The sequence below is a fragment of the Bosea beijingensis genome (assembly GCF_030758975.1).
In the GTDB taxonomy this organism is placed as follows: domain Bacteria; phylum Pseudomonadota; class Alphaproteobacteria; order Rhizobiales; family Beijerinckiaceae; genus Allobosea; species Allobosea beijingensis.
Map to the genome: position 1 here is coordinate 262,034 of NZ_CP132359.1, position 25,566 is coordinate 287,599.

General features: G+C 66.1%; 29 protein-coding genes. 15 read left to right on the forward strand and 14 right to left on the reverse strand.

The window, feature by feature from the left end; all coding sequences use genetic code 11:
- Nucleotides 1-4 precede the first annotated feature (4 nt).
- Both Q9235_RS01285 and Q9235_RS01290 read left to right on the forward strand, forming a co-directional pair.
- Nucleotides 5-820, forward strand: a complete 816-nt coding sequence (locus tag Q9235_RS01285) for a prephenate dehydrogenase (protein ID WP_306224970.1) — start codon at nt 5-7, stop codon at nt 818-820.
- A gap of 50 nt (nt 821-870) precedes the next feature.
- Complete coding sequence (locus Q9235_RS01290) at nt 871-1,296, forward strand: group III truncated hemoglobin (protein WP_306224971.1); 426 nt, start codon at nt 871-873, stop codon at nt 1,294-1,296.
- On the opposite strand, the gene Q9235_RS01295 is transcribed toward Q9235_RS01290, so the two are convergent.
- Complete coding sequence (locus Q9235_RS01295) at nt 1,297-2,229, reverse strand: LysR family transcriptional regulator (RefSeq protein WP_306224973.1); 933 nt, start codon at nt 2,227-2,229, stop codon at nt 1,297-1,299.
- Nucleotides 2,230-2,320: 91 nt separating this feature from the next.
- Between Q9235_RS01295 and Q9235_RS01300 the strand changes: the two genes are divergently transcribed.
- The gene (locus Q9235_RS01300) at nt 2,321-3,229 is read left to right on the forward strand and encodes a DMT family transporter (RefSeq protein WP_306224974.1); all 909 of its coding nucleotides are present in this window, start codon (nt 2,321-2,323) and stop codon (nt 3,227-3,229) included.
- Here the strand turns inward: Q9235_RS01300 and Q9235_RS01305 are convergent, their stop codons facing one another.
- Nucleotides 3,230-4,483, reverse strand: coding sequence for an SAM-dependent methyltransferase (locus tag Q9235_RS01305; protein WP_306224975.1), 1,254 nt, complete (start codon nt 4,481-4,483; stop codon nt 3,230-3,232).
- 143 nt (nt 4,484-4,626) lie between these two features.
- Between Q9235_RS01305 and Q9235_RS01310 the strand changes: the two genes are divergently transcribed.
- The 3 genes from Q9235_RS01310 to Q9235_RS01320 all read left to right on the forward strand — a co-directional run bounded on the left by Q9235_RS01310 (nt 4,627) and on the right by Q9235_RS01320 (nt 6,722).
- Entirely contained in the window at nt 4,627-5,322 is a 696-nt protein-coding gene (locus Q9235_RS01310) for a class I SAM-dependent methyltransferase (RefSeq protein WP_306224976.1), read from the forward strand.
- A gap of 127 nt (nt 5,323-5,449) precedes the next feature.
- A complete protein-coding gene (locus tag Q9235_RS01315) occupies nt 5,450-6,247 on the forward strand; it encodes a hypothetical protein (protein WP_306224977.1) in 798 nt (265 codons plus the stop codon).
- Nucleotides 6,248-6,251: 4 nt separating this feature from the next.
- On the forward strand, nt 6,252-6,722 hold the full coding sequence (locus Q9235_RS01320) for a hypothetical protein (RefSeq protein ID WP_306224978.1): 471 nt from the start codon (nt 6,252-6,254) through the stop codon (nt 6,720-6,722).
- A 30-nt stretch (nt 6,723-6,752) separates the two neighbouring features.
- Here the strand turns inward: Q9235_RS01320 and Q9235_RS01325 are convergent, their stop codons facing one another.
- The 4 genes from Q9235_RS01325 to Q9235_RS01340 all read right to left on the reverse strand — a co-directional run bounded on the left by Q9235_RS01325 (nt 6,753) and on the right by Q9235_RS01340 (nt 9,006).
- Nucleotides 6,753-7,157, reverse strand: a complete 405-nt coding sequence (locus Q9235_RS01325) for a GtrA family protein (RefSeq protein ID WP_306224979.1) — start codon at nt 7,155-7,157, stop codon at nt 6,753-6,755.
- A gap of 40 nt (nt 7,158-7,197) precedes the next feature.
- Nucleotides 7,198-7,389, reverse strand: coding sequence for a hypothetical protein (locus tag Q9235_RS01330; RefSeq protein ID WP_306224980.1), 192 nt, complete (start codon nt 7,387-7,389; stop codon nt 7,198-7,200).
- 68 nt (nt 7,390-7,457) lie between these two features.
- Nucleotides 7,458-8,519, reverse strand: coding sequence for a class I SAM-dependent methyltransferase (locus tag Q9235_RS01335; RefSeq protein ID WP_306224981.1), 1,062 nt, complete (start codon nt 8,517-8,519; stop codon nt 7,458-7,460).
- Between the two features lie 97 nt (nt 8,520-8,616).
- Entirely contained in the window at nt 8,617-9,006 is a 390-nt protein-coding gene (locus tag Q9235_RS01340; protein WP_306224982.1) for an ArsR/SmtB family transcription factor, read from the reverse strand.
- Nucleotides 9,007-9,157: 151 nt separating this feature from the next.
- Here Q9235_RS01340 and Q9235_RS01345 point away from each other — a divergent pair, with 151 nt between their 5' ends.
- From Q9235_RS01345 to Q9235_RS01360, 4 genes are all read left to right on the forward strand, one after another.
- Nucleotides 9,158-10,372 (forward strand): MFS transporter, encoded by a 1,215-nt coding sequence (locus Q9235_RS01345; RefSeq protein ID WP_306224983.1) that lies wholly within the window; start codon nt 9,158-9,160, stop codon nt 10,370-10,372.
- A gap of 145 nt (nt 10,373-10,517) precedes the next feature.
- Complete coding sequence (carB, locus tag Q9235_RS01350) at nt 10,518-13,865, forward strand: carbamoyl-phosphate synthase large subunit (protein WP_306224985.1); 3,348 nt, start codon at nt 10,518-10,520, stop codon at nt 13,863-13,865.
- A 103-nt stretch (nt 13,866-13,968) separates the two neighbouring features.
- Nucleotides 13,969-14,445, forward strand: coding sequence for a transcription elongation factor GreA (greA, locus tag Q9235_RS01355; protein WP_047579718.1), 477 nt, complete (start codon nt 13,969-13,971; stop codon nt 14,443-14,445).
- A 312-nt stretch (nt 14,446-14,757) separates the two neighbouring features.
- On the forward strand, nt 14,758-15,237 hold the full coding sequence (locus Q9235_RS01360; RefSeq protein ID WP_306224987.1) for a hypothetical protein: 480 nt from the start codon (nt 14,758-14,760) through the stop codon (nt 15,235-15,237).
- Between the two features lie 9 nt (nt 15,238-15,246).
- On the opposite strand, the gene Q9235_RS01365 is transcribed toward Q9235_RS01360, so the two are convergent.
- Nucleotides 15,247-15,711, reverse strand: a complete 465-nt coding sequence (locus Q9235_RS01365; RefSeq protein WP_306228070.1) for an Lrp/AsnC family transcriptional regulator — start codon at nt 15,709-15,711, stop codon at nt 15,247-15,249.
- A gap of 61 nt (nt 15,712-15,772) precedes the next feature.
- Between Q9235_RS01365 and Q9235_RS01370 the strand changes: the two genes are divergently transcribed.
- From Q9235_RS01370 to Q9235_RS01380, 3 genes are all read left to right on the forward strand, one after another.
- Nucleotides 15,773-16,783 (forward strand): mitochondrial fission ELM1 family protein, encoded by a 1,011-nt coding sequence (locus tag Q9235_RS01370; RefSeq protein ID WP_306224988.1) that lies wholly within the window; start codon nt 15,773-15,775, stop codon nt 16,781-16,783.
- A gap of 87 nt (nt 16,784-16,870) precedes the next feature.
- The gene (gene trxB / locus Q9235_RS01375) at nt 16,871-17,836 is read left to right on the forward strand and encodes a thioredoxin-disulfide reductase (RefSeq protein ID WP_306224989.1); all 966 of its coding nucleotides are present in this window, start codon (nt 16,871-16,873) and stop codon (nt 17,834-17,836) included.
- Nucleotides 17,837-17,980: 144 nt separating this feature from the next.
- On the forward strand, nt 17,981-18,871 hold the full coding sequence (locus tag Q9235_RS01380) for a LysR family transcriptional regulator (protein ID WP_079591033.1): 891 nt from the start codon (nt 17,981-17,983) through the stop codon (nt 18,869-18,871).
- Nucleotides 18,872-18,918: 47 nt separating this feature from the next.
- On the opposite strand, the gene Q9235_RS01385 is transcribed toward Q9235_RS01380, so the two are convergent.
- The 7 genes from Q9235_RS01385 to Q9235_RS01415 form a co-directional block, all read right to left on the reverse strand.
- Nucleotides 18,919-19,080, reverse strand: coding sequence for a hypothetical protein (locus Q9235_RS01385; RefSeq protein WP_306224990.1), 162 nt, complete (start codon nt 19,078-19,080; stop codon nt 18,919-18,921).
- Nucleotides 19,081-19,415: 335 nt separating this feature from the next.
- The gene (locus tag Q9235_RS01390; protein ID WP_306224991.1) at nt 19,416-19,967 is read right to left on the reverse strand and encodes an NADPH-dependent FMN reductase; all 552 of its coding nucleotides are present in this window, start codon (nt 19,965-19,967) and stop codon (nt 19,416-19,418) included.
- A 120-nt stretch (nt 19,968-20,087) separates the two neighbouring features.
- The gene (locus Q9235_RS01395) at nt 20,088-20,663 is read right to left on the reverse strand and encodes a methylated-DNA--[protein]-cysteine S-methyltransferase (protein ID WP_306224992.1); all 576 of its coding nucleotides are present in this window, start codon (nt 20,661-20,663) and stop codon (nt 20,088-20,090) included.
- A 94-nt stretch (nt 20,664-20,757) separates the two neighbouring features.
- Complete coding sequence (gene msrP / locus Q9235_RS01400) at nt 20,758-21,714, reverse strand: protein-methionine-sulfoxide reductase catalytic subunit MsrP (RefSeq protein WP_306224994.1); 957 nt, start codon at nt 21,712-21,714, stop codon at nt 20,758-20,760.
- 106 nt (nt 21,715-21,820) lie between these two features.
- Nucleotides 21,821-22,930, reverse strand: coding sequence for a 3-isopropylmalate dehydrogenase (leuB, locus tag Q9235_RS01405; RefSeq protein ID WP_306224995.1), 1,110 nt, complete (start codon nt 22,928-22,930; stop codon nt 21,821-21,823).
- Nucleotides 22,931-23,037: 107 nt separating this feature from the next.
- Nucleotides 23,038-23,427 (reverse strand): RidA family protein, encoded by a 390-nt coding sequence (locus Q9235_RS01410; RefSeq protein ID WP_306224997.1) that lies wholly within the window; start codon nt 23,425-23,427, stop codon nt 23,038-23,040.
- 77 nt (nt 23,428-23,504) lie between these two features.
- Nucleotides 23,505-24,689, reverse strand: coding sequence for a lytic murein transglycosylase (locus Q9235_RS01415; protein WP_306224998.1), 1,185 nt, complete (start codon nt 24,687-24,689; stop codon nt 23,505-23,507).
- 162 nt (nt 24,690-24,851) lie between these two features.
- Between Q9235_RS01415 and Q9235_RS01420 the strand changes: the two genes are divergently transcribed.
- Nucleotides 24,852-25,208, forward strand: a complete 357-nt coding sequence (locus tag Q9235_RS01420) for a DMT family protein (protein ID WP_306224999.1) — start codon at nt 24,852-24,854, stop codon at nt 25,206-25,208.
- A gap of 39 nt (nt 25,209-25,247) precedes the next feature.
- On the forward strand, nt 25,248-25,550 hold the full coding sequence (locus Q9235_RS01425) for a hypothetical protein (RefSeq protein ID WP_306225000.1): 303 nt from the start codon (nt 25,248-25,250) through the stop codon (nt 25,548-25,550).
- Nucleotides 25,551-25,566 lie beyond the last annotated feature (16 nt).

Genomic DNA, 25,566 nt, shown 5'->3' on the forward strand with positions numbered 1-25,566 from the left:
AACGATGTCCTCCACGATCAGAACCATCTCCACCATCGGCATCATGGGCTTCGGCGCCTTCGGGCGATTGATGGCCCGTCATCTCCAGCCGCATTTCGCCTTGCGCGTCTGCGATCCCGCCAGTGCGCCCGCAGCCGATCCGAGCGGCGAAGGAATGCAGCCAGCCAGCGCGGCGGAAGTCGCATCTTGCGATCTCGTCATCCTCGCCGTCCCCGTCCCGGCTATCCCCGAGGCGATCGCAGCGTTGCGCCCGCATCTCAAGGCCGGCGCCATCGTGCTCGATGTCGGCTCGGTCAAGATCGGCCCGGCCCGCGCCATGCAGGCGGCGCTGCCCGACGATGTCGAGATCATCGGCACGCATCCGCTCTTCGGCCCGCAGAGCGCCCGCAACGGGCTAGCCGGCCTCAAGATCGCGCTGTGTCCTATCAGAGGCCACAGCACCCCGCGCATTGCCGCTTTCCTGCGCCATGTGCTGAAGCTGAAGGTGATCGTCACCACGGCCGACGCTCATGACCGCGAGGTTGCGATGGTGCAGGGCCTGACCCATCTCATCGCCAAGATCCTGGTCCGCATGGAGCCCCTGCCCCGGACGATGACCACGGCGAGCTTCGACCTCCTGATGCAGGCGACCGAAATGGTCCGCTACGACGCGCCCAATGTCTTCATGGCGATCGAGCGCGCCAATCCGCATGCGAAGGCTGTGCGCGACCGCTTCTTCGCGCTGGCCGAGGAGATGCGACTGTTCCTGGAACATGGCCATGCCGAAGCGGCGGCATCCCCCGCCCTGCCTCACAAGGTCGCAGAGGTCGCGCAGGCCTAGCCTTCGCGACCCGCTCCGATGAAAATACCGAAAACGCGAACATTCCAGCGATGACCGACAATCCCCTGCTCTACCCGGGCGCCGCCCATCCCGACCTGCGCGAGCCGATGATCGCGGAACTCGTCCGCACCTTCTATGCGCGGGCCCGGGAGGACAAACTGATCGGCCCGGTCTTCGCGGCGGCGGTCGAGGACTGGGACCATCATATCGGCAAGATCACCGATTTCTGGAGCGGCGTGATGCTGCGCACTGGTCGTTACGATGGCCGCCCGATGCGCCCGCACCTGATCCTGCCGCTGGAAGGCAAGCATTTCGACCGCTGGCTCGACCTGTTCGAGATCACCGCGCACGAGGTCTGCCCGCCGGATATCGCGCAAGCCTTCATCATCCGGGCGCGGCGCATCGCCGACAGCTTCGAAATGGCCCGCGCCAGCCAGCGCGGCGAGTTTACAGCGCCGCGTCACAGCTTGCGCTGATCAAGCCGCCCTGGCTTCCCGGCTGAGAAACGTCGCGATCTCCGCGCGATCGGCTCCGGCTTCCCGTGCGATCCGCTCTGCCAAGGCAGCCGCCGAGGGCCGAAGCGCACAGAGCGGCCGGTCGAGCCAGTAGGAGACCGGGTTCAGCGCCTCGCGCTCGTCGACCCTGACGATGCGCCTTGCTGCCAGTTGCTCGCGCGCCAGCGGCGGACGCGCCAGGGCGATGCCGAGCCCATGCGCGGCCGCATCCAGCACGAGATTGTAGTCCTCGAAGCGCCGATCCTGCGGGCGCGGGCGGTAGTCCAGTCCCTGCGCCGCAAACCACGCCTTCCAGCCGGCGGCATCGGAATCATGGATCAGAGGCTGCGCGAGCAGCCGCTCGGGCGCGCCCTCCCCGATCGCTTCGGCAAGCTTCGGCGAGGCGATCGGGAAACACCATTCCTCGAACAGCTTGAGCGAAAGCCGGTCCGGCGCGCCGCCGCGCCCGCAACGGATGCCGAGATCGACGCCCTCCTCCTCGAAATCCACCTTGCGATGCTCGACCTGCAGCACGATCCGCAGCGAAGGCGTGCCCGCCTCCAGCACGGCCAGTCGCGGCATCAACCAGAGCGCGCAGACCGAGGGCGGCGCGCTGACCCGCACTACCGAGGCGCCACGCGCTTCGCGCCAGCGCTCGGAATTATCGGCGATCAGCGCGAACGCCTCCTGCGTGCGCTGGAGCAGGCGCTGCCCTTCCGGCGTCAGCGAAACGCCCCGCGCCTGCCGCAGGAAGACGCGCAGGCCGAGCCAATGCTCCAGCTTGGCGATCTGCCGGCTGATGGCACCGTGGGTCAGGTTCAGCGCCTCGGCAGCGGAGGAAAAGCTGCCGGTGCGGGCAGCCGCCTCGAAAGCGCGCAAGGTGTCGAGCGGCGGCAGGTTCGAGCTGTGATCCATTCTCACAGCTCATGCGCGAATTGTTCGTTTGTCAATCAGCTCGTCGAGGCGCTTATCGGGAGCAACTTCTCATCACCGATGGAACGACGCCATGTCCTCCTCAAGCTGCGCTTCCCCAGCCCTCGCCACCTCCGGCAGCCAGCGCCTCGACCCGACGCTGGTTTTCACCGTGACCTTCACGGTCATGGCCTGGGCCTCCTCCTTCCCGGCGATCCGCGCCGGGCTCGCCGGCTTCGGCCCGACCGAGATGGCCGCGCTGCGCTTCGCTCTGGCCGGAGGCCCGGCCGCGCTCTTCCTGATCGCGACGCGGGCGAAGCTGCCCGAGCGCGGCGACATCTGGCGCTTCCTCGTCGGCGGCGTGATCTTCATCGCGGGCTATGCGCTGCTCCTGAATTTCGGTCAGCGCGTCGTGCCGGCGGGGCCGGCCGCCTTCATCATCAACACCAACCCGATCATGACCGCCGTGCTCGCCATGATGATCCTCGGCGAGCGCTTCAGTCTGACCGCCTGGCTCGGTACGGCCTTGTCCTTCGCCGGCATCGGCGTGATCGCGCTCGGCAAGGGGCTCGATGTCGAAATCGGCATGAGCGTGCTGCTGATCCTCGGCGCCGCCTTCTGCAACGCCATCACCACGGTCGTGCAGAAACCGCTCTTCGCCCGCTACAAGCCGCTCCATGTCGCCGCCTGGAACATGGCGATCGGCGGTTTCGTGCTCCTGCCCTTCCTGCCTTCAGCAATTGAGCAGGCGCAGGTCGCGCCGAGCGTCTCCTTCTGGTCGGTGGTCTATCTCGCGGTGGTGCCGAGCCTGATCGCCTACGGCACCTGGGCAATCACGCTCTCACGCCTGCCGGCGGCCCGCGCCTCGAACTTCCAGTACGCCGTGCCGCCGATGGCGATGCTGATCGGCTTCCTCTGGCTCGGCGAAATCCCCACGATCTTCGGCCTGATCGGCGGCGCCATGGCGCTCGCCGGGGTGGTCGCCGTCAATCTGAAGCGCTGATCAGAACCCTCTCGCCTCCAACGCCTTCTCGTCATCCGCGATATAGTCGCGGATGATCGGGACGGCGCTCTTGTGCCGGCCGAGCAGGAGTTGGAACACCATGTCGCCGCCGATATCGAAGGAGATCGAGCAGGCGCAGAGATAGAATTCCCACATCCGCGCGAAGCGCTCGCCCATCATCGCGACGACCTCGTCGCGCTTGGCCATGAAGCGCTCGCGCCAGGCCTCCAGCGTCCAGTGATAGTGCCGGCGCCAGAACTCGCAGTCTGACGCCCAAAGGCCCGTCTGCTCCTGCGCCGCGAACACCTCCGACAGCGCTGGCGCATAGCCGCCCGGGAAGATGTACTTGTCGAAGAACGGCCCGGTGAAGCCAGGCGGGCCGACGCGGCCGATGCAGTGGACCAGCGCGATTCCGTCCGGCGTCAGCAGATCGCGGATCCCTCCGAAATACTCGCCGTAATGCGCGACGCCGACATGCTCCATCATGCCGACCGAGACGACGCGGTCGAACGTGCCGCCGAGTTCGCGATAGTCCTTGTTGATGAAGGTCACGGCATCGCCGACGCCCGCCGCCTTGGCGCGCTTCTGCGCCGCCGCCATCTGGTCGGGCGAGACGTTGAGCCCGGTCACCTTCGCCCCGCTGGCCTTGGCGAGGTAGATCGCGAGCTCCCCCCAACCCGAGCCGATATCGAGCACGCTCATGCCCGGCTCGATCTTCAGCTTGGCGGCGAGGTGCCGGAGCTTGGCCTTCTGGGCGTTCTCCAATCCGACGTCCGGCGTATGCCAGTAGGCACAGGAATAGGTCATCGTCTCGTCGAGCCAGAGCCGATAGAAATCAGTCGGGATGTCGTAGTGATGCTTGACCTTCTTACCGGCGACGCCGAGCGGGTTGTGCATCCGCCAGCGCCGGATATTGAAACGGACCTTGCGGATCGCCTGCTGCAACGGATCCTTGCGCATCTCGCGACGCTGCAGCCAGAACAGCGTCAGCAGATCGTGGATCGTGCCCTCCTCGAAATCGATCCGCCCGTCCATGTAGCCTTCGGCCAAGGCGAGCTCGGGATTGAGGAAGAGCTCGCGCTCGATGCGGTTGTCATGGAAGCGCACGGTGACGGCCGGCGCCGTCTTGGTGACGCCGGCGAAAAGCAGCTCCGCCGGCCCGGAGCCGAAGACATGCCTCTTGCCGTCCGGCGTGATGACCGTCAGCCGTCCGTGGCGGATGAACCGCTTGAGCAATCGCGGCAGCAGCAGCATGGTCGCCCCTCGTCTTGTTTCGCCAACTAAAGCGGAAACGCTACGGCCTCGAAACCCCGGCGGTTGCAGAGCCAGCCGGCTTGTGCGTAGTCATCGGGAACAGGCGGCCGCCACCGGCCGCGCCCCGAGGATCGACCGAACACATGTCCTGGCGCGATTTCTGGAACGGCGAGCATTCGATCTACGTCTCGCCGCGCCACAAGGCCCTGCATTATCGCGCCATCGCGACCGACCTGATCGGCCATATCCCCGCAAGCAACGCCGTCGTCCTCGACCATGGCTGCGGCGAGGCGCTCGACGCCGCCCGCGTCGCCGCGTCCTGCGGCAAGCTCTATCTCTGCGAAGCGGCGCCGAATGTCCGCGACAAGCTGCGCGCCCAGTTTGGCCGCAAGGAGAATATCGTCGTGGTCTCGCCGGAAGAGGTCGAGGCGCTGCCACCGGCCTCGTTCGACCTCGTGGTCGCCAACTCGCTGCTGCAATATCTCTCGCGCGACGAGTTGAAGGCGCTGCTGGAAATCTGGCGCGACCGCTTGAAGCCGGGCGGCGCGCTGATCCTCGCCGACGTGATCCCGCCCGATGTCAGTCCGTTGACCGATGCCTCGCAATTGCTCGCCTTCGCCTGGCGCGGCGGCTTCCTCACGGCGGCGCTCGGCGGCCTCGTCCTTACCGCCTTTTCGGACTATCGCAAGCTCAGGGCGCGATACGGCCTCTCGACCTATACCGCAGACGCAATCACCGCCCTGATCCGCGAAGCCGGCTTCGCCGATGTGCAGCGGCCGGCGAATTTCGGCCACAACCCGCACCGCATGACCTTCAAGGCAACCAAGGCCGCAGCATAGACGAAAGTAGAATTCGGGCCGGAAATCCGGCGATTTCACGCAAACATTCCCTTGCGGAAATTCGCCAAATGCCTTGATTTGACGCTCCAAATATGGCTTTGACCGCGGCTTGCCCCGCGAGATTTCCGTGCAGGACCAGTTCATCTGTCCCTATTGCGAAGCTCCGCTCAACAAGGGCGTGCTGTCTTGCCGTAGCTGCGGCCGGGACCTCACGCCTGTGCTGCCGCTGCTGCGCCGCCTCGATGCGCTGGAAGAGCGCCTCGCCGCCGCGGAGATGCGCGCGGAGGAGGATCGCGCCGCGCTCGATGCCGCTCGCATGGCCCAGCCGGTCATAGCCGCCACCTTCGCGCCCGCAGAAGCAGCTCAGGAACCGCCGCCGCCCAGCCTGGGGCTCGCGCGCCGGCGTTTCTGGGTGCTGCCCTTCGGCCTCGTGCTGCTGCTGCTCGCCTATTGCGCGGTGATCCTGTGGCTCGACCTGCCGCTGTGGACGCTGCGCCTCGCCTCGATCGCGATCCCGTTCTTCACCGGACTGATCTATTTCGGCATCCGCCCGCGCCTGATCGCCTTCGATATCGGCGTCGCGATCGTCTTCGCGATTTTTTCCGTCGCGACCATGAACGCGTTGCTGGGTTGGCACGACAACATACCGCTCCTTCCGCAGGGGGCGGCTGCCTGGCGCGAGACATCGTTCTACGCGCTGAGCATCGGCGCTTCGATGTTCTCGGGGATGTTGCTGCGCGTGACGCAGGCTGCGCTCACCGCGCGTGGCCTCGTCTCGCTGCCGGAACTGCGGAAGGGCCTTCAGGCCGTCCACGGCAAGGTGCCGATGGAAACGCTGAAGACGATCGAAACCACCATCCTGATGGCCGGCACCGCCATTTCGGCAATCGCCGGCCTCATCGCTGCAATCCTTGGAGTGAAATAGGACGATGATGAAGTCTGTGCTCGCTCGGCACATGCTGCCTGCCGTTCTCGCCACCGCCGCCATGCTGACGGCGGTGCAAGCCGCCGATCCGGTCCATCTCATCACCCGCGAGGAAGCCGGCCTGCCGGCCTCGGCCAAGATCCCGGCCAGCACGCGCAACCTGACGCGCGGCCCCGGCATCGACACGCTTCCGACCCCGGACAAGGGCGTCGACGGCAAGCCCTTCCGCCTCAACGTGCGCTTCCTGCCGGCGAACAGCGTGCCGATCGATCCGGCGACCGTACGCGTCTTCTACCGGCGCGATCCTCCGGTCGACATCACCCAGCGGATCAAGCAGTACATCACGCCGAACGGCATCGACGCGCCTTCCGTCGTCGTGCCAAGCGGCAGCCATGTCATCGAGATCGAAGCGACCGACAAGGAAGGCCGCATCGGCCGCAGGCAGATCACGCTGACCGTCGCCCCGACATCCTAAGACCAAATGGGGCGGCGGTAGCGCAACGCGTCACCCCGCCCTGTCCGCGAAGCTGAAGAACTTGTGGCCGAGGAACGAGAACACCATCACCACGCCCGTGGTAACCAGTTGCATGGGCAGATACGGTAAGCCGGCCCGCACCACGAAGAGATGCATCAGGATGCCGGTGAGCACGAAGCCCCCGGCCGCGATCAGGGCGAAGCGCCAGCCGGCCTGGACATGGCTGCGAGTCGCATCAAAGGTCATCCAGCGGTTCAGCGCATAGGAAACCAGCGCGCCGACGATGAAGCCGGCGAGCGTCGCCGGCACGGGGTCGATGCGGCCGAGTTCGACCAGCCCGATCAGCACGCCGTAATGCGCGACCGCGGTCAGCCCGCCGGCCAGGACATAGGCGGCGAGCTGGCGGAACTGACGCGGATAGCGGCGAAGCGGCATCCGCGCTTCCTAGAGGATGCCGCACGCGCACGGAAGCCCGTCAGCCCACGTCGTTGCCGGCGAGATCGATCGGCATGCCGCCGACGGGCATGTCGAGCCCCTGCTTCGGCGTATCGAGATGGTATTCGCGAATGCGCCCGTTCGCGGGGTCGCTGACGAAGGCGCTGCCGCCGATCACGGCGAGGCTCGGCGTCGGCGTCTTCGCGCCATAGGCGCAGTCGAATGCCGGCATCGCCTCGAAGGCAGCCAGTTCCCTCCAGGCGGGCGCAATCTCGTAGAACGGCGATCAGCCTGTCGACCTCAGGCCCTGACCTCGAACACCATGTTGAACGGTGTCTCGGTCGCCCTGCGGAAATGCTGGAAACCCGCATCCATCGCGACCTTGCGCAGGCGCATCTCGCCGGCCTGCGCGCCAAGGCCGAGCCCGACCTCCTGCGAGAGCGAGGCCGGCGTGCAGATCATCGTCGAGGCCCCGTAGAAGATCCGCCCGACCGGGTTGAGATTGTCCTTGAGGTGATCATGCGCGAAGGGCTCGACGATCATCCAGCTCCCGTCATCGGCCAGCGCGTCGCGCACATGCTTGCCGGCGCCGACCGGGTCGCCCATGTCGTGCAGGCAGTCGAACATGGTCACGAGGTCATATTTCCGCTCCGGGAAATCCTTGGCCGAGGCGCGCTCGAAGACGATGCGGTCGCCGACGCCGGCCTTCTCCGCCGCCTCACGCGCCCGCTCGATCGACGGCCCGTGATAGTCGAAGCCGTGGAAGCGGGATTGCGGATAGGCCTGCGCCATCAGGATGGTGGAGGAACCATGCCCGCAGCCGACATCGGCGACGGTCGCGCCCTCCATCAGCTTGGCCTGGACGCCGTTGAGCGCCGGAATCCAGTCCGCCGTCAGATGCGCGTTATAGCCCGGCCGGAAGAAGCGCTCGGTCCCCCGGAACAGGCATTTGCTGTGCTCGTGCCAGCCAAGCCCCGAACCGTTGCGGAAGGCCTCCTCGACCTTCGGCGCGTCCATCCACATGGATTGCACGATCTCGAAGGCGCCGGCGAAGAAGGCCGGGCTGTCCTCCTCGGCGAAGGCCATGGCCTGCTCGGGCGAGAGGCTGAAGCTGTCACTGCCCTCGTCATAGTCGACATAGCCGGCCGAGGCCTGGCCCGCGAGCCACTCGCGCAGATAACGCTCCTTGAGCCCGGTCTTCTCCGCCAGTTGCAGGGAGGTGACGGGCTTGCCGTCGGCCATCGCCTTGTAGAGGCCGAGCTGGTCGCCCAGCACGATCAGGGCGCCGGTGACGGAGGCACCGACATCGCCGACGAGACGTCCAACCAGGGCATCGAGCTTCTCAGGGTCGGCAGCACGCATGGCCATGCTCCTCGGGTTCGGGCGTGGCCGGTGCCGTGTCGCGATCCGGCTCGACGCCATCGCGGAAGAGATGACGCTAGACCCGTGCGGGAGCCTGTCAACGTGACGAAGTCTGACCCTGAACCTGTTCCGCGCCCGAAAGCCATTCCGGGCCGAGCCGCGGCAGGTTGGGATCGCGCCGCGCCGTCTCGATCACGCTGTCGATCAGCCCCGGAAAGCGCTGGTTCAATTCCTCGCGCCGAATGCTGAGATAGCGCGACGTGCCCTCCACCCGCATGCGGGTGATGCCGGCCTCGCGCAGTTTGGCGAAATGATAGGACAGCAGCGAAGGCGAGGCGAAGGCGGTGAAATGACTGCAGCGCGCCTTGTCGACCTCGTTGACGTCCGACAGCGCCACGAGGATGCCAAGCCGGATCGGATCGGCCAGCGCGCCGAACACGTCGGCGGGCGCGACATCCTCGATATCGGGGTGGAAAACCGGCTTCATGGCCTTCGAGATAGGCGATGCGGTCGCTCCTGACAATATTCAACATTCATTGAAATTACCCTTGCGGTAATTGTGGCACGGGTTTACTTCAACGATCATTGAATTTCGAACCCGGTTTTCGAAACAGCGATCATCCGCAAGGATCACTCCCATGGATACGCGCCTTCTCTCGCTCGCCGGCGGCGCCTTCGCCATCGGCACGGGCAGCCTGATCGTCACCGGCATCCTGCCCCATCTCGCCTCCGGCCTCGCCGTCTCCATCGACACCGCCGGCCTGCTCATCTCGATCTTCGCTCTGGCCTACGCCATCGGCTCGCCGATCCTCTCGACCGTGCTCGGCGACGCCGATCGCAAGCTCGTCCTGGCCGGCGCGATCACCGTGTTCGGCCTCGCCAATCTCGGCGCCGCCTTCGCCAACGACTTCTGGGTGGTGATGGCCGCCCGCATCGTCATGGCGCTCTCGGCCGGCGTCTTCATGCCCGCCGCAAACGCGGTCGCCGTCGCGGTTTCCGCACCCGAGAGGCGCGGCCGCGCCATCGCGCTCGTCACCGGCGGCATGACCGTCTCGCTGATTCTCGGCATTCCGATCGGCACGGCGGTCGTCGGCTTCGGCGGCTGGCATCTCGCCTTCCTGATCGTGGCACTGTTCAGCGCCCTCTCGCTCGTCGGCCTGCTGGTCAAGCTGCCGCCCGGCCTGCCGCGCGGCACCAACACCTTGCGCGAGCGGCTGCAGGTAGCGGCGCGCAGCGACGTGCTGCTGGCGCTCGCCACGACCATGCTGTGGACCACCGGCGCCTTCGTTCTCTACACCTATATCGCGCCCTTCCTGACCGATCATGCCGGCATCACCGGCCCCTGGCTCGCCGCGACGCTGGTCGTCTCCGGCCTTGGCTCGGCCATCGGCAACCAGCTCGGCGGCATCGCCAGCGACCGCTTCGGCCCCGAGCGCTCGCTCACCGTGGTGCTGTCGATCCTGGCTGCAGCGCTGCTCGCCGCCTCGCTGATCGCGGTCAACCTGCCCCCGGCTTTGGCGATCTGGCCGATTCCCGTCGTGCTCTTCGTCTGGAGCGCCGCAGGCTGGGCCGGCCATCCCGCGCAGATGTCACGCCTGGCCGCGATGGCGCCGGACGCGACCGTGGTCGCGCTCTCGCTCAACGCCTCCGCGCTCTATTTCGGCATCGCGGCCGGCGCCGCCTTGGGCCAGCAGGTAATGCGCCATGCCGGCACCTGGCCGCTCGGCTTCGTCGGCGCCGCCTGCGAGGTCGCGGCACTCGCCGTGCTCTTCGTCGCCATGCGGCGCAAGCGCCGGCAGCCCGGCACGCTGGAGATCGATCTTGTCGTCCCCGAGCCAAGACCTGTGCGTTGAGCGAAAGGGCAAGCGCTTTTAGCTTTCCCCCGCGGCCTTGGCCGTCTATAGCGAGCGCCTAGCATTCATTCAGACGCTCGCCCCGCCTCCGCTCGCACGATCGGACGCAAGCCTTGCGCGCGCCTGCCCAAGACCGGTCGAGATCATGCCCAAGCGCACAGACATCAAGTCCATCCTGATCATCGGCGCCGGCCCCATCATCATCGGACAGGCCTGCGAGTTCGATTATTCCGGCACCCAGGCCTGCAAGACGCTGAAGGCCGAGGGCTACCGCATCATCCTGGTCAACTCGAACCCGGCGACGATCATGACCGATCCGGACCTGGCCGACGCGACCTATGTCGAGCCGATCACGCCCGAGATCGTCGCCAAGATCATCGAGAAGGAGCGCCCCGACGCGCTGCTGCCGACCATGGGCGGCCAGACCGCGCTGAACTGCGCGCTCTCGCTCAACAAGAAGTCGATCGTCCAGCCCGATGGCAGCAAGATCAGCGTGCTCGAGAAGTTCGGCGTCGAGATGATCGGCGCCACCGCCGAGGCGATCGACAAGGCCGAGGACCGCGAGCTCTTCCGCGAGGCGATGACCAAGATCGGCCTCGACACCCCGCGCTCGCACCACATCAAGACGCTCGGCCAGGCGCTCGACGCGCTTGAGGATATCGGCCTGCCGGCGATCATCCGCCCGTCCTTCACCATGGGCGGCACCGGCGGCGGCATCGCCTACAACAAGGGCGAGTTCATCGACATCGTCGAGCGCGGCATCGACGCCTCCCCCACCAGCGAGGTCCTCATCGAGGAAAGCGTGCTCGGCTGGAAGGAATACGAGATGGAGGTCGTCCGCGATAAGAAGGACAACTGCATCATCGTCTGCTCGATCGAGAATTTCGATCCGATGGGCGTCCATACCGGTGATTCGATCACCGTCGCGCCGGCTCTGACGCTGACCGACAAGGAATACCAGATCATGCGCGACGCCTCGCTGGCGGTGCTGCGCGAGATCGGCGTCGAGACCGGCGGCTCGAACGTCCAGTTCGCGATTGATCCGGCCACCGGCCGCATGATCGTCATCGAGATGAACCCGCGTGTATCGAGATCGTCTGCCTTGGCATCCAAAGCCACCGGCTTCCCGATCGCCAAGGTCGCGGCGCGGCTTGCCGTCGGCTACACGCTCGACGAGATCGAGAACGACATCACCGGCGGCGCGACGCCCGCCTCCTTCGAGCCGACGATCGACTATGTCGTCACCAAGATCCCGCGCTTCGCCTTCGAGAAATTCCCCGGCTCCGAGCCGACGCTGACCACCGCGATGAAGTCGGTCGGCGAGGCCATGGCGATCGGCCGCACCTTCCAGGAATCGCTGCAGAAGGCGCTGCGCTCGCTGGAGACCGGCCTCGACGGCCTCGACGAGATCGAGATCGAGGGCTTCGGCCAGGGCGACGACCGCAACGCCATCAAGGCGGCGATCTCGACCCCGACGCCGGACCGCATCCTCCATGTCGCCCAGGCCATGCGCGCCGGCTTCACGGACGAGGAGATCCACGAGAGCTGCAAGATCGATCCCTGGTTCCTCGCGCAGATGCGTGAGATCGTCGAAACCGAGCAGAAGATCCGCTCGATCGGCCTGCCGACCACGCCCGGCGCCTTCCGCCAGATCAAGGCGATGGGCTTCTCCGACAAGCGCCTTGCGGCCGTCTCCGGCCAGACCGAGGCCGAAGTCAGGAAGGCGCGTCGCGCGCTGGAGGTCCGCCCGGTCTACAAGCGCATCGACACCTGCGCGGCCGAGTTCGCCTCGCCGACGGCCTATATGTATTCAAGTTACGCCATGCCTTTCGCCGGCAAGGCGGCCGACGAGGCGAACCCGTCCGACCGCAAGAAGGTCGTGATCCTCGGCGGCGGGCCGAACCGCATCGGCCAGGGCATCGAGTTCGACTATTGCTGCTGCCATGCCTGCTACGCGCTGCGCGATGCCGGCTACGAGACCATCATGGTCAACTGCAACCCGGAGACGGTCTCGACCGACTACGACACCTCCGACCGGCTCTATTTCGAGCCGCTGACGGCCGAGGACGTGCTCGAGATCCTCGAGACCGAGAAGCAGAACGGCACGCTGATGGGCGTCATCGTTCAGTTCGGCGGCCAGACCCCGCTGAAGCTGGCGAATGCGCTGGAGGAAGCCGGCATCCCGATCCTCGGCACCTCGCCCGACATGATCGACCTCGCCGAGGACCGCGACCGCTTCAAGCGCCTGCTCGACAAGCTGCACCTGAAGCAGCCGAAGAACGGCATCGCCTATTCGGTGGAGCAGGCCCGCATCATCGCCGGCGAGCTCGGCCTGCCCTTCGTCGTGCGCCCGTCCTATGTGCTCGGCGGCCGCGCCATGGCGATCATCCGCGACGAGATCATGTTCGAGGATTATCTGCTCGGCACCCTGCCCTCGCTGATCCCCTCCGAGGTCAAGGCCAAGTATCCGAACGACAAGACCGGCCAGATCAACACGGTGCTCGGCAAGAACCCGCTGCTGTTCGACCGCTACCTGTCGGATGCGATCGAGGTCGATGTCGACTGCCTCTGCGACGGCAAGGACGTCTTCGTCGCCGGCATCATGGAGCATATCGAGGAAGCCGGCATCCATTCCGGCGATTCTGCCTGCTCGCTGCCGCCGCGTTCGCTCTCGGCCGAGACCATCGCCGAGCTGGAGCGCCAGACCAAGGCGATGGCGCTGGCCCTCGATGTCGGCGGCCTGATGAACGTCCAGTACGCCATCAAGGACGGCGAGATCTACGTGCTCGAAGTCAACCCGCGCGCCTCGCGCACGGTGCCCTTCGTCGCCAAGGTCATCGGCGAGCCGATCGCCAAGATAGCCGCCCGCGTGATGGCCGGCGAGCCGCTCGCAGGCTTCGGCCTGAAGCCCGCCAAGCTCGGCCATGTCGGCGTCAAGGAAGCGGTCTTCCCCTTCGCGCGCTTCCCTGGCGTCGACGTCCTGCTCGGGCCGGAAATGCGCTCGACCGGCGAGGTCATCGGCCTCGACCGTTCCTTCGACACCGCCTTCGCCAAGAGCCAGCTCGGCGCCGGCTCGAAGGTCCCGGTCAAAGGCACGGTCTTCGTCTCGGTGCGCGACGAGGATAAGCCGCGCATCCTGCCGGCGGTCCGCATCCTCGCCGATCTCGGCTTCCGCATCCTCGCGACCGGCGGCACGCTGCGCCACCTGCAGGAGCAGGGCATCTCGGCTTCCAAGATCAACAAGGTCCTGGAAGGCCGCCCCCATGTCGTCGACGCGCTGAAGAACAGCGAGATCCAGCTCGTCTTCAACACCACCGAGGGACCGCAGGCGCTTGCAGACTCCCGTGCGCTCCGGCGCACGGCCCTCTTGCACAAGGTGCCCTATTATACCACCTTGGCCGGAGCGATCGCTGCGGCGGAGGGCATCAAGGCCTATTGCAGCGGCGATCTCGAAGTACGATCCTTGCAGTCGTATTTCGAACGCGCGGCCTGATCGGCCGCACGTCGCGAAATCTAGAGATTGAGCGGAAGCGCGGGAACCGGCGGTCGATATGCCGCCGGTGGGCCGCGCTTTCGGAGCTTATGGGACGGAAGGTATGGAAAAGGTTCCGATGACCGCGGGCGGCTTTGCCGCCCTGGAGGCCGAGCTGAAGGACCGTCAGCAGGTCCAGCGTCAGCGCATCATCACCGCGATCGCCGAGGCGCGCGCACTGGGTGACCTTTCCGAGAACGCGGAATATCACGCGGCCAAGGAAGCGCAGTCGCTGAACGAGGGCCGGATCATGGAACTCGAATCGCTGATCGGCCGCGCCGACATCATTGACATCGCCAAGCTCGCCGGTGGCGACACGATCAAGTTCGGCGCCACCGTCAAGCTGATCGACGACGATACCGAGGAAGAGAAGAGCTACCAGATCGTCGGCGAGCCGGAATCGGACGTGAAGTCCGGCAAGGTCTCGATCGGCTCGCCGATCGCCCGCGCCCTGATCGGCAAGAAGGTCGGCGATTCTGTGCAGGTCAACACGCCGGGCGGCGGCAAGTCCTACGAAGTCGTCAGCGTCGTCTTCCGCTGAGACGACCCCGCGTATACCCGTCATGCTCGCCCTCGTGGCGAGCATCCACGGCTTGAACACGGCTTGCGATCAGCGGAGACGTGGATGGTCGGGACAAGCCCGACCATGACGGCCGGTCGTCGCCGCCTTACCCCGCCAGCACGACCCGCATCGCCTTGATGATGCCGTCCATGTCAGCCCCGCCCCGATAGACCGGTTGTCCACACGGCTTGGCAACCATGCGCCGCGTATGATCGCGCCGAACCGCCGGCCATGGACTATCGCTGCTCCGTCCCTACATTGAGGGGACAGGCTTTTTTCGGAGATCCGGCCATGATCACCCGTCGACAGGCACTGGCATCCGCGCTCGGCGCTGCCGCGCTGGCGGCTTCGCCCGCTTTCGCGCAAGGGCAGGCCGTCGGCACGATCCGGGTCGAGGCATTGCCTTCGGTCGTGGAAGCCTGGGGAGACAATCTCCCGCTGGTGAAGACCGAACTGCAGCGGACCTTGGTCGAGATTCTCGGCCCCTCGCTGCAGCGCGGTGCCGGGACGAGGCTCGTCGTCACCATCGGGCGCGTCTGGCTCTCCAGCAGCACGCGGGGGACCGGCTGGGCCGGGGCCAATGAGGATTATCTCGAAAGCACCGCCACGCTCTATGACCGCAGCGGCCGGCAGCTCGCCAGCTATCCGATCCGCTCCACCGAATCCGCAACCGGCGCCGGGCTCCTGCGCCTGCCGGAAGCCGACCAGTTCCGCCTGAAGGCGCTGGCGCGCAACAATGCCTGGTGGGTGAAGCGCTATATCGCTGGCTGAGGCCCCGCTTCAGCCGAAGGGAACGATCGGCTCGTCCTTGACCCGGTCGAGGGCGAGCGCGGTCCGGACATTGCGGACATTCGGCATCGCGGTCAGCTCCGCGACGAAGTCCTGGAACGCCTTCAGGTCCGGCGTGACGCATTTCAGGGAGAAGTCGATATCGCCCGAGAGCGTCCAGCACTCGCGCACCGCCGGCCAGTTCCGTATCCGCTCCTGAAAGGCGACGAGATCGGCCTCGGCCTGGCTCGCCAGATGCACGAAGGCGAAGCAAACCACCTCGAAACCCAGCTTCCGCTCATCGAGATCGGCATGATAGCCACGAATCAGTCCGGCCTCCTCAAGCGCACGCACGCGCCTGAGGCACGGCGGCGGCGAGATGCCGACGCGGCTGGCGAGCTCGACATTGGTCATGCGCCCATCGGCCTGGAGTTCGCGCAGGATGCGCAGGTCGATATCGTCGAGTTTGGGGCGCAATGAGGGTCCTCGCGTGAAGGTCGCGCTGGTGTAGACGGCGTCGCCAAGCGATACAAGGCGCATGCCACGCGCGCAGATCGCCATGCACGACAATCCGGAGCCGACCGTCTGGGTCCTGACCGACGGCAAGGCTGGCGACGAATTGCAATGCCTCGGCGTCGCCGAACAACTCGGCGGCGTGCCGGAAATCCGCCGTGTGAAACCGCGCAAGCCCTGGGCCTGGCTGATGCCGCGCGGGCCGATCGACCCGCGCGAGGCGCCGGACAGGCCGGAGAGCCCGCTCAGGCCCCCGTTCCCCGATATCGCCATCGCCTCGGGCCGGCGCGCCGTCGCCTATCTGCGCGCCCTGAAGCAGGCCTCGAACGGCGCCACCTACACCGTCTTCCTCAAGGATCCGCGCACCGGCCCTGGCACTGCCGACCTGATCTGGGTCTCCGGCCATGACCGGCTGCGCGGCGACAACGTGCTCGTCACGACGACCTCGCCGCATCGCCTGACGCCCGCGAAACTCGCCGCCGCCCGCTCAGTGCCGCCTGCGGCGATCGCGAGCCTGCATGGACCGCGCGTCGCCGTGCTTGTCGGCGGCGACAGCCGGCACCACCGCTTCACCCCGGCCGATATCGAGCGCCTCGCCAAGCACCTCGACGAACTCGCCGGCTCGGGCGCGAGCCTCATGGGCTCACCCTCCCGGCGAACCTCGCCGGCCCTGGCAGCCGCCGTCGCCGCCGTTTTCGCCCGGCATGGCGGCTGGTGGTGGGACGGCACGGGCGAGAATCCTTATCCCGCCCTGCTCGCCAATGCCGATGCGGTAGTGGTCACCGCCGACTCGACCAACATGATCGGAGAGGCTGCGGCGGCCGGTGTCCCCGTGCTCGTCTTCGAGCCAACCGGCGGCCATCCCAAGATCGCAGCGCTGGTCGCGGCGCTGGAACGCGAGGGCGTTGTGCATCGCTTCTGTGGACGCCTTGAAGGCCAGCCTTACGAACCGATAGACTCAACGCCGATCATAGCCGATGCGATACGGCAAGGCTGGCTGCGCCACCGGGCTGCCCTTGGGTTCACGCGCTCCTGAACCCGGCGACCCTTGTTTCGGCGCTACGCCTGCGTATCTGACGGATCGAGGCTGCGGCTCCAGGCCCGCAGGAGAGGAACTGAGACGATGGCCCACACCCATGCCCGCGTCATGATCGTCGGCTCCGGCCCGGCCGGCTACACCGCCGCGATCTACGCCGCCCGCGCCATGATGGAGCCGGTGCTGATCTCCGGCATGCAGGCCGGCGGCCAGTTGATGATCACCACCGATGTCGAGAACTATCCCGGTTTCGCCGACGTCATCCAGGGCCCCTGGCTGATGGAGCAGATGCGCGCCCAGGCCGAGCACATGGGCACGAAGATGGTCTCCGACCATATCGCCCGCGTCGACCTCTCGCAGCGCCCGTTCCGGCTCTGGGGCGATGGCGGCGAGACCTATTCCTGCGATGCGCTGATCATCGCGACCGGCGCCCAGGCCAAGTGGCTGGGCCTGCCCTCCGAGCAGGCTTTCCAGGGCTTCGGCGTCTCGGCCTGCGCCACCTGCGACGGCTTCTTCTTCCGCAACAAGGAGGTCGCGGTCGTCGGCGGCGGCAACACCGCCGTCGAGGAAGCGCTCTATCTCGCCAATCTCGCCAGCAAGGTCACGCTGATCCATCGCCGCGACGGCCTGCGGGCCGAGCGCGTGATGCAGGAGCGCCTGTTCAAGCATCCGAAGATCGAGGTGATCTGGGACAGCGAGATCGCCGAGATCTGCGGCGGCACGACCCCGCCCAGCGTCACGCACCTGCGCCTGAGGAACCTCAAGACCGGCGCCGAGAGCGAGTTGAAGACCGACGGCGTCTTCATCGCCATCGGCCACAAGCCGGCGACGGAGCTCTTCGTCGGCCAGCTCGCCATGAACGAATCCGGCTATCTCGATGTCGAGGCCGGCACGACCCGCACCAATGTCGAGGGCGTCTTCGCCGCTGGCGACGTCACCGACGAGCATTACCGCCAGGCGGTGACCGCCGCTGGCCTGGGTTGCATGGCGGCCCTCGATGCCGAACGCTGGCTCGCCGCCAGCGCGCTGGACCGCCGCGAAGCCGCGGAATGAAGGCTTTGGCGCAACCCATCACTGACTCTGATGGGTTGCGTCACCAGATTCACGACGAATAACAGAGACTCCCCGCCACACAGGCGTTGACGCACAACGCCTTTATCCCCCATCATGCAAAAAACGCATAGCGGGGGAAGCGCGGTGGATTGGGACCGCATTAGAATCTTTTATACGGTCGCGGAGTCAGGCAGCTTTACGAAAGCTGGCGATGTTCTCGGCCTGAGTCAATCGGCCGTCAGCCGCCAGATCGGCGCGCTTGAGCGGGAGCTGCGCGCGCCGCTGTTCCACCGCCATACGCGCGGCCTGATCCTCACCGAACAGGGCGAATTGCTGTGGCGCGCCGCCCGCGAAATGACGCAGCGGCTGGAGCGCACGCGCTCGCAGCTCTCCGAGACGCGCGAGCATCCATCGGGTGAGCTCAAGGTCACGGCGACCCGCGGCCTCGGCGGCCACTGGCTGACGCCGCGTCTCTCGGAGTTCATGGATCTCTACCCCGACATCCGGGTCGAGCTCATCCTCACCGATGAGGAACTCGACCTCTCGATGCGCGAGGCCGATATCGCCATCCGCCTGCGCCAGCCGCAGCAGCCGGACCTGATCCAGCGCAAGCTCTTCACCGTGCATTTCCACGTCTATGCCTCACCGGCCTATGTGAAGCGCTTTGGCGAACCCAAGAGCTACGACGATCTCGACAATCACCGCATCCTGTCCTTCGGCGGCACCTCGCCGTCCTACCTGACTGCGGTACACTGGCTCGGCACGATGGGGCGCGACCAGCGCAACCCGCGACCGATCCATCTCACGGTCAACAACATCACCGCGATGAAGCGGGCGGTGGATTCGGGCGCCGGCATCGCCGTGCTGCCGGATTACCTGATCGAGACCGGCTCCCCGCTCGTGCAGCTGATGCGCGAGACAGAGATGCCGCAGCTCGAAAGCTATCTGGTCTATCCCGAGGAAATGAAGTCGGTCGCCCGCGTCCAGGTCTTCCGCGACTTCCTCATCCAGAAGGCCCAGCGCTGGACCTACTGATTTCACACGACCGGTGAAAAGGAATCGGGCGCCGCAAGGCGCCCTTTTCAATTCTGGCGGTTTTGTGACCAAGCAAGCATCTCGCATGCGCCAAAATCGGACTGTTCGCCTGAAAACTGTTCAGCAGCGGACGAAAACTGGATTTCCAGGGGACCTGCAACTTCTCCGCGCAGACCCCACCCTGCAGCGAACGCATATTTCTCAATCATTTAGGCTCAAATTTGCGCCATCTGCCCTTGGTTCATGCAATGCATGCATGGCGGACCCAAGATATGTTGCATTGCAAAATGGCAGGGCATGCCCGATATTGAACTCACGGTTGTTCGAGACGGGCTCCGCAATCTCCTCCCGGCGTTGAGTTCGTTTCAGCCGTTCCCCTCTGAGATGTTTGGCGTTTCGCCAGATGTTTCAAACTTACAAAGCCGGCTCCCCTCGGGGACGCCGGCTCTTTTTTTTGCTTGAATTCCCTTGCTACCGACATGACGAAACGAAAAAGGCGCCGCCCGGAGGCGACGCCTTGGTGCAAGCGCAGGGACTGCTTCGATCAGGCGGCGAGCTTGCCGGCGATCTTCGCGAAATTGTCGACGAAGCCCTGCAGGAAGCCGCGCGTCGCCTCGTTGGTGACGTTGCTCTCGGCGTCGATCAGGTCGTCCTTGAAGGTGACGAAGACCTGGCTGCCGACGACGACGCCGGCGAGATTGGTCAGGATCATGCGCAGTTCGTTCTGCGAGACGGCGGTGCCGACGGCGCCGCCGCTGGTGCCGGTGACGGCCACGGTCTTGCCGGCCCAGGAATTCTTGCCATAGGGGCGCGAGGCCCAGTCGATCGCGTTCTTGAGCACGGCGGGGATCGAACGGTTATGCTCGGGCGTGACGATCAGGATCGCGTCGGCGGCTTCGATCTCGCGCTTCAGGCGCAGTGTCGACTCGGGCCGGTTCGGCTCCAGGTCCTGGTTGAACATCGGCAGGTCGTCGATCTGGACGAAACTGGCGTCGAAGGCGCCCTCGCCGAGCTTCGCCAGCGCCTGGGCCAGCTTGCGATTGATCGAGTCGCGGCGGTTGCTGCCCACGATGACGGCGAGCTTCAGTTTGGCCATTGTAGTCCCCAGTGAGGGTGGAAAGGCCGGCACAGTAGAGGCCGCCAGCCCGTCCACGCAAGCAGCGGCGCTGCAAGGGCGACATTGCGCGATTTCAAGCTGCGCGGCTGGCGAGCGTCTTCAATGCCGTCCGGGCCGCGCCGCCAGCGGCAGCGCGTCGAACAGACTGGGCTCGGCGCTGGTGCGCGCCTTCTCGATGGTCAGGATTCTGAGCTTGATCTCGACGCCGCCCTCGGCCGAGAAGCCGCCAGTCTTGCCGCCGGCGGCCAGGATGCGATGGCAGGGCACGATGATCGGCCAGGGATTCTGGCCGAGCGCGACGCCGACGGCCCGCGCCGCGCCGGGATCGCCGATGCGCTGCGCCACCTCGCCATAGGTCAGGGTCTCGCCATGCGGAATGGCAAGCGCGACCTCGTAGACCTTGCGGTTGAACTCGGAAACGTTTTCCAGCGCCACCGGCAGATGCGACAGGTCGCGCTTCTCGCCGTCGAACAGCGCACGGATGCCGGCCACCGCCTCCGCGACAAAGCCCTCGGCCTCTGTCTCGTCGGCCTCGGGAAACCGCCGCTCCAGACGCTTGCGAGCGTGCGCCTCATCGCGCTCGGGCAATTGCGCGCCGATGAAGCGCGCGCCTTCCCAGACCACAGCGCAGGGACCGATCGTGGTCTCGAACAGATGGAAATGCTGACTGGCCATGCTCGACTCGTGTCGTTCCGGCTTGGGATGACATGAGGTCTATCACAGCGATGGCAGGAGACGGCACCCGAAACCTGCCGGGCCTGTCCTGCCGTCACATGAAGAGCTTCTCGCCCTCCAGCCCCTTGTAGAGCCCGGCGACCTGCTCGCCATACCCGTTATAGATCTGCGTCGGGCGCCGCTCGCGCGAGCCCAGGATCTGCTCGCTCGCCTGGCTCCAGCGCGGATGCGGCACGGCCGGGTTCACATTGGCCCAGAAGCCGTATTCCGAAGCCTGCAAGCCCTCCCAGAAGGTCTTGGGACGCTCGGCGACGAAGCTGATCTTGCGGATCGATTTCACCGACTTGAAGCCGTATTTCCACGGCGTGATCAGCCGAATCGGCGCGCCATGCTGCGTCGGCAGCGGTTTGCCATAGATGCCGGTGACGAGCAGCGGCAATTCATTCGTCGCCTCCGCGATCGTCAGCCCTTCCGTATAGGGCCAGGGATACCAGCGCTGGCTCTGGCCCGGCGCGACCCGCGGGTTCATGAAGGTCTCGAAGCGGATATATTTCGCGCCCGAGAGCGGCTTCGCCAGCGCCACGAACGACGCTAGCGGAATGCCGGTCCATGGCACGGCCATCGCCCAGGCCTCGACGCAACGGAAGCGATAGAGCCGTTCCTCGATCGGCAGCTTGCGGATGAGGTCGTCGAAGCCGATCTCGAAGGGCTTCTCGACAAGACCTTCGACCTGGATATTCCAGGGCCGCGTCGCGAGGCGCTTCGAGGCATCGACGATGTCCTTCGACATGCCGAATTCGTAGAAATTATTGTAGTTGGCGGCGTCGTCCTCCGCCGTCTGCGGCACGCCCAGCACATAGGCGGCATTGCGCTTGGCGGGATAGAGATCGAGCGTCGGATCGGGTGTCTGCGCGCTCGCGAGACCGGGCAGCGCGGCACTTGCTATCAATCCGGCGCCTGCCGTCATCAACTGGCGGCGATTGAGGAACACGCTTTCGGGCGTGGCCTGGCTTTCCGGCATTTCCCAGCCGGCACGGCGTTTGATCAGCATGACGGACATACTCCGCTTTCGTTGCGCCCGTTAGGCCACGAAAGCGGGGTCACGGCAATTCACGAGGGAGAGAGATATTCTCTCCCTCGTCGTGCTCGGGCTGAAATCAGCCGCGCGCTTCCAGCGCCTTGATGATCGCCTGGCCCATCTCGCCGGTCGAGACGGCATTGGCGCCGGGAGCCGCAATGTCCTTGGTCCGGGTACCGGAACCGAGCACGTCGGCGATCGCGCCTTCGAGACGGTCCGCAGCCTCGCCCGCGCCGAACGAGTAGCGCAGCGCCATCGCGAAGGAGCCGATCATCGCAATCGGATTGGCAAGGCCCTTGCCGGCAATGTCCGGTGCCGAGCCGTGGACGGGCTCGTAGAGCGCCTTGCGCTTACCGGTGGCCGGGTCCTCGGCGCCGAGCGAGGCGGAGGGCAACATGCCGAGCGAGCCGGTCAGCATCGCCGCGACGTCGGAGAGGATGTCGCCGAACAGGTTGTCGCAGACGATGACGTCGTACTGCTTCGGCCAGCGTACGAGCTGCATGGCGCAGTTATCCGCCAGCACATGCTCCAGCTCGACATCCTTGTATTCAGCGGCGTGAAGCGCGGTGACCGTCTGCTTCCAGAGCACGCCCGTCTTCATGACATTGTGCTTCTCGGCCGAGGAGACCTTGTTGCGGCGGGTGCGCGCCAGCTCGAAGGCGACGCGGCAGATCCGGTCGATCTCGCCGGTCGTGTAGAGCTGGGTATCGATGCCGCGCTTCTGGCCGTCCTCCAGCGTGACGATCTCCTTGGGCTCGCCGAAATAGACGCCGCCGGTGAGCTCGCGCACGATCAGGATGTCGAGGCCCTCGACGACCTCCGGCTTCAGCGAGGAGGCCGAGGCCAGCGCCGGGTAGCAGATCGCGGGGCGCAGATTGGCGAACAGGCCGAGATCCTTGCGCAGGCGCAGCAGGCCGGCTTCCGGACGGTGCTGATAGGGAACATCGGCCCATTTGGGACCACCGACCGCGCCGAACAGCACGGCGTCGGCGTCCTGCGCAAGCTTCATGTCGCCTTCGGAGATCGCCTGCTTGTGCGCGTCGTAAGCTGCGCCCCCCACAAGGCCCTTCTCGATCTCGAAGGAGCCGAGTCCCTGCTTGCCGAACCAAGAGACGATCTGCTCGACCTGGCCCATCACCTCGGGGCCGATGCCGTCGCCGGGGAGCAGCAGGAGCTTGTGGGTCGCCATGGTCGTCGCCTCGCCTTCGCGTGTTTGCGTTGGCGGGTGATTACGGGTGCAAGGCGGCGCGCGCAAGCGCCGCGATGCAGTCCTGCCCTGTGCGAACCGTGGCGACGTCAGGCCTTCGGCAGGCGCGCCGTCACCTCGATCTCGACCTTCATCTCGGGCTTGAGCAATCCGGCCACGACATAGATGCCGGCGGCAGGCCTGATCTCGCGGAAGAACTCGCCGCAGACGCCGAGCACCGGCTCGCAATAACTGCGATCGGTGACGAAATACTGGGCACGCGCGACCTGGGCGAGCGAGGAGCCCGCTTCCTCCAGCACCGCGCTGATCGTCCGGAAGATATTGCGCGCCTGCTCGGCCGGATCGTCGGGCAGAACCATGGTGGCATAGTCGTATCCGGTCGTGCCGGAGACGAAGACGAGGTCGCCGTCGATCACGGCGCGCGAATAGCCGAAATTGCGCTCGAAGGGCGAGCCGGTGGAAAGCAGGCGGCGGGTCATGGCGTCTCCGAAGGCTTCAAATGCGGCAGGAACGCTGTTCCGAAGCGCTCCCCCGACGCCACCCGTTTTCTGCGCGATCAGACCCGCCCGCCCTTGAGCGCGCGCAGGACCTTCTCGCCCGGCCGCCCGGTCTGGGGCATGCCGATCTTGGCCTCGATCTCCTTGATCGCGGCGCGCGTCAGCGAACCGACGGCGCCATCCGGCTCGCCGACATTGTAGCCACGGGCGATCAGCAGACGCTGCAGCTCGCGGCGCTGCTCGCGGGAGAGCGGCATGTCGTCGGTCGGCCAGTCGCCCTGCACGCCCGGCCGGCCGCGCAGGCGGTCGGACAGGAGCGAGATGGCGAGCGCATAGGAATCCGCGCCGTTATAGCTGTAGGCGGCGTCGTAGTTCTTGAAGACGAGGAAGGCCGGGCCGTTGCGCCCTGCCGGCATCAGCAGGCCGGCATTGCCCGATCCCGTCAGCGCCGAGCCGTCGTATTTGACGATGCCGCGCGAAGCCCAGCTCGACACCGGCTGCTTGGGGTTGCGCCCGGTCGGGCCGGAATAGCCTCCGGGAACCCGGACCTCGTAGCCCCAGCTCGCGCCGGTGACCCAGCCGGCCTTGTCCATGAAATTCGCGGTCGAGTGCAGCGCGTCGGGGATCGAGTCGACGAGATCGCGCCGGCCGTCGCCATCGCCATCGACGGCAAGGCGCAGATAGGTCGAGGGAATGAACTGGGTATGCCCGAAGGCGCCGGCCCAGGAGCCGAACAGCCGCTCGGGCCGGACGTCGCCGCGCTGGATGATCTGCAGCGTCGCGATCAATTCACCCTTGAAGAAGGCATTGCGGCGCGGCGCCAGGCAGGCGCCGGTCGAAAGCGCCTGCACCAGCGGCATCTTGCCTCGTGCCTTGCCGAAATCGCTTTCCACCCCCCAGACGGCGGCGATGGTGTGGCGGTCGACGCCGAAGCGCTGCTCCGCGGCCGCGAGGGTCGAGGCATGCTGGCGCATCATCGCGCGCCCTTCCGCGACCTTCTCCTCGTCGACGAGGGTGCCGAGATAGTCCCAGATCGGCGTCTTGAACTCCGGCTGGTTGTTCATCGCTTCGATGACCTTCATGTCCGGCTCGACGCCGGCCATGGCCCGGTCGAAGGTCGCGCCCGAGACGCCCTTGGCGGCCGCCGCGGATTTCAGACCGGCAAGGCAGGACTGGAACCCGCTCTGCGCCGAAGCGGCGGAAGCGAGAAGGATGAGTGGCAAGGCCAGTGTGATTGCGCGCATGGTCTCCACCGAATCGCAGAATTCCCGCAAAACTAGGGCGTTGCCGTTAACGGAAGTTAACCATGCCATCTGGCGAGGTGATCGCGAATCCGGCTATGGGACCGCGGTCACCTTGGATGCCGCCTGCCTCCCCTCCCTGCCGTCGCGAAGAAAGCCCTCGGCATGCCCTCGCTCTCCCTGGCCCATCTCCTGCCGATCGCAATGCTGTTCGGCTCGAACATCTTCATGACCTTCGCCTGGTACGGGCATCTCAGCTACAAGAGCACGGCGATCTGGCTCGCCATCCTCGCGAGCTGGATGATCGCCCTGCCCGAATACATGCTGGCCGTTCCGGCCAACCGCATCGGCTCCGCCGTCTATTCCGCCGCCGAACTCAAGACGATGCAGGAGGTCATCACCCTGACCGTCTTCGCCGGCTTCTCGGTGTTCTGGCTGAAGGAATCGCTGACCTGGAACCACGCGATCGGCTTCGCCCTGATCGCCGCCGGCGCCTTCTTCATCTTCCACGCCAAGGCCTGAGCGCCGCGCTTCACTTTCTCTTCGACAGGACCGACTGCCTTGCAAAAGACGGCACTGCTTCTCTGCGGCCTCGTGCTCGCTCCCACGGCCGCCCTCGCCGGCCCGACCTGCAGCCCGAGCAATGACACCGTTCGCATCCTCTCCGGCCCCTCGGCGAGCGCCGTTCATCGCAACTGGCAGAATGGCAAGCAGGTCGGCTACGGCTGGTCGCTCCAGGTCGAGCGCAGCGCGCATGACGCTGCCGGCACCGAATACTATGTCGGTGATCTCTACGACCCGAACGGCAGCCTCGCGACGCGCAAGGTCTTCGTCATCGAGCGCGAATGGGATTGCGGCCCCTGATCGGCAGCTCAAGCAT

Bases quoted from the DNA above. Each gene is read 5' to 3' on its own strand.
- Q9235_RS01285 (WP_306224970.1), top strand. From the start codon at position 5: ATGTCCTCCACGATCAGAACCATCTCCACCATCGGCATCATGGGCTTC.
- Q9235_RS01290 (WP_306224971.1), top strand. From the start codon at position 871: ATGACCGACAATCCCCTGCTCTACCCGGGCGCCGCCCATCCCGACCTG.
- Q9235_RS01295 (WP_306224973.1), bottom strand. From the start codon at position 2,229: ATGGATCACAGCTCGAACCTGCCGCCGCTCGACACCTTGCGCGCTTTC.
- Q9235_RS01300 (WP_306224974.1), top strand. From the start codon at position 2,321: ATGTCCTCCTCAAGCTGCGCTTCCCCAGCCCTCGCCACCTCCGGCAGC.
- Q9235_RS01305 (WP_306224975.1), bottom strand. From the start codon at position 4,483: ATGCTGCTGCTGCCGCGATTGCTCAAGCGGTTCATCCGCCACGGACGG.
- Q9235_RS01310 (WP_306224976.1), top strand. From the start codon at position 4,627: ATGTCCTGGCGCGATTTCTGGAACGGCGAGCATTCGATCTACGTCTCG.
- Q9235_RS01320 (WP_306224978.1), top strand. From the start codon at position 6,252: ATGATGAAGTCTGTGCTCGCTCGGCACATGCTGCCTGCCGTTCTCGCC.
- Q9235_RS01325 (WP_306224979.1), bottom strand. From the start codon at position 7,157: ATGCCGCTTCGCCGCTATCCGCGTCAGTTCCGCCAGCTCGCCGCCTAT.
- Q9235_RS01330 (WP_306224980.1), bottom strand. From the start codon at position 7,389: ATGCCGGCATTCGACTGCGCCTATGGCGCGAAGACGCCGACGCCGAGC.
- Q9235_RS01335 (WP_306224981.1), bottom strand. From the start codon at position 8,519: ATGCGTGCTGCCGACCCTGAGAAGCTCGATGCCCTGGTTGGACGTCTC.
- Q9235_RS01340 (WP_306224982.1), bottom strand. From the start codon at position 9,006: ATGAAGCCGGTTTTCCACCCCGATATCGAGGATGTCGCGCCCGCCGAC.
- Q9235_RS01345 (WP_306224983.1), top strand. From the start codon at position 9,158: ATGGATACGCGCCTTCTCTCGCTCGCCGGCGGCGCCTTCGCCATCGGC.
- carB (WP_306224985.1), top strand. From the start codon at position 10,518: ATGCCCAAGCGCACAGACATCAAGTCCATCCTGATCATCGGCGCCGGC.
- greA (WP_047579718.1), top strand. From the start codon at position 13,969: ATGGAAAAGGTTCCGATGACCGCGGGCGGCTTTGCCGCCCTGGAGGCC.
- Q9235_RS01360 (WP_306224987.1), top strand. From the start codon at position 14,758: ATGATCACCCGTCGACAGGCACTGGCATCCGCGCTCGGCGCTGCCGCG.
- Q9235_RS01370 (WP_306224988.1), top strand. From the start codon at position 15,773: ATGCCACGCGCGCAGATCGCCATGCACGACAATCCGGAGCCGACCGTC.
- trxB (WP_306224989.1), top strand. From the start codon at position 16,871: ATGGCCCACACCCATGCCCGCGTCATGATCGTCGGCTCCGGCCCGGCC.
- Q9235_RS01385 (WP_306224990.1), bottom strand. From the start codon at position 19,080: ATGATTGAGAAATATGCGTTCGCTGCAGGGTGGGGTCTGCGCGGAGAA.
- Q9235_RS01390 (WP_306224991.1), bottom strand. From the start codon at position 19,967: ATGGCCAAACTGAAGCTCGCCGTCATCGTGGGCAGCAACCGCCGCGAC.
- Q9235_RS01395 (WP_306224992.1), bottom strand. From the start codon at position 20,663: ATGGCCAGTCAGCATTTCCATCTGTTCGAGACCACGATCGGTCCCTGC.
- msrP (WP_306224994.1), bottom strand. From the start codon at position 21,714: ATGCTGATCAAACGCCGTGCCGGCTGGGAAATGCCGGAAAGCCAGGCC.
- leuB (WP_306224995.1), bottom strand. From the start codon at position 22,930: ATGGCGACCCACAAGCTCCTGCTGCTCCCCGGCGACGGCATCGGCCCC.
- Q9235_RS01410 (WP_306224997.1), bottom strand. From the start codon at position 23,427: ATGACCCGCCGCCTGCTTTCCACCGGCTCGCCCTTCGAGCGCAATTTC.
- Q9235_RS01415 (WP_306224998.1), bottom strand. From the start codon at position 24,689: ATGCGCGCAATCACACTGGCCTTGCCACTCATCCTTCTCGCTTCCGCC.
- Q9235_RS01420 (WP_306224999.1), top strand. From the start codon at position 24,852: ATGCCCTCGCTCTCCCTGGCCCATCTCCTGCCGATCGCAATGCTGTTC.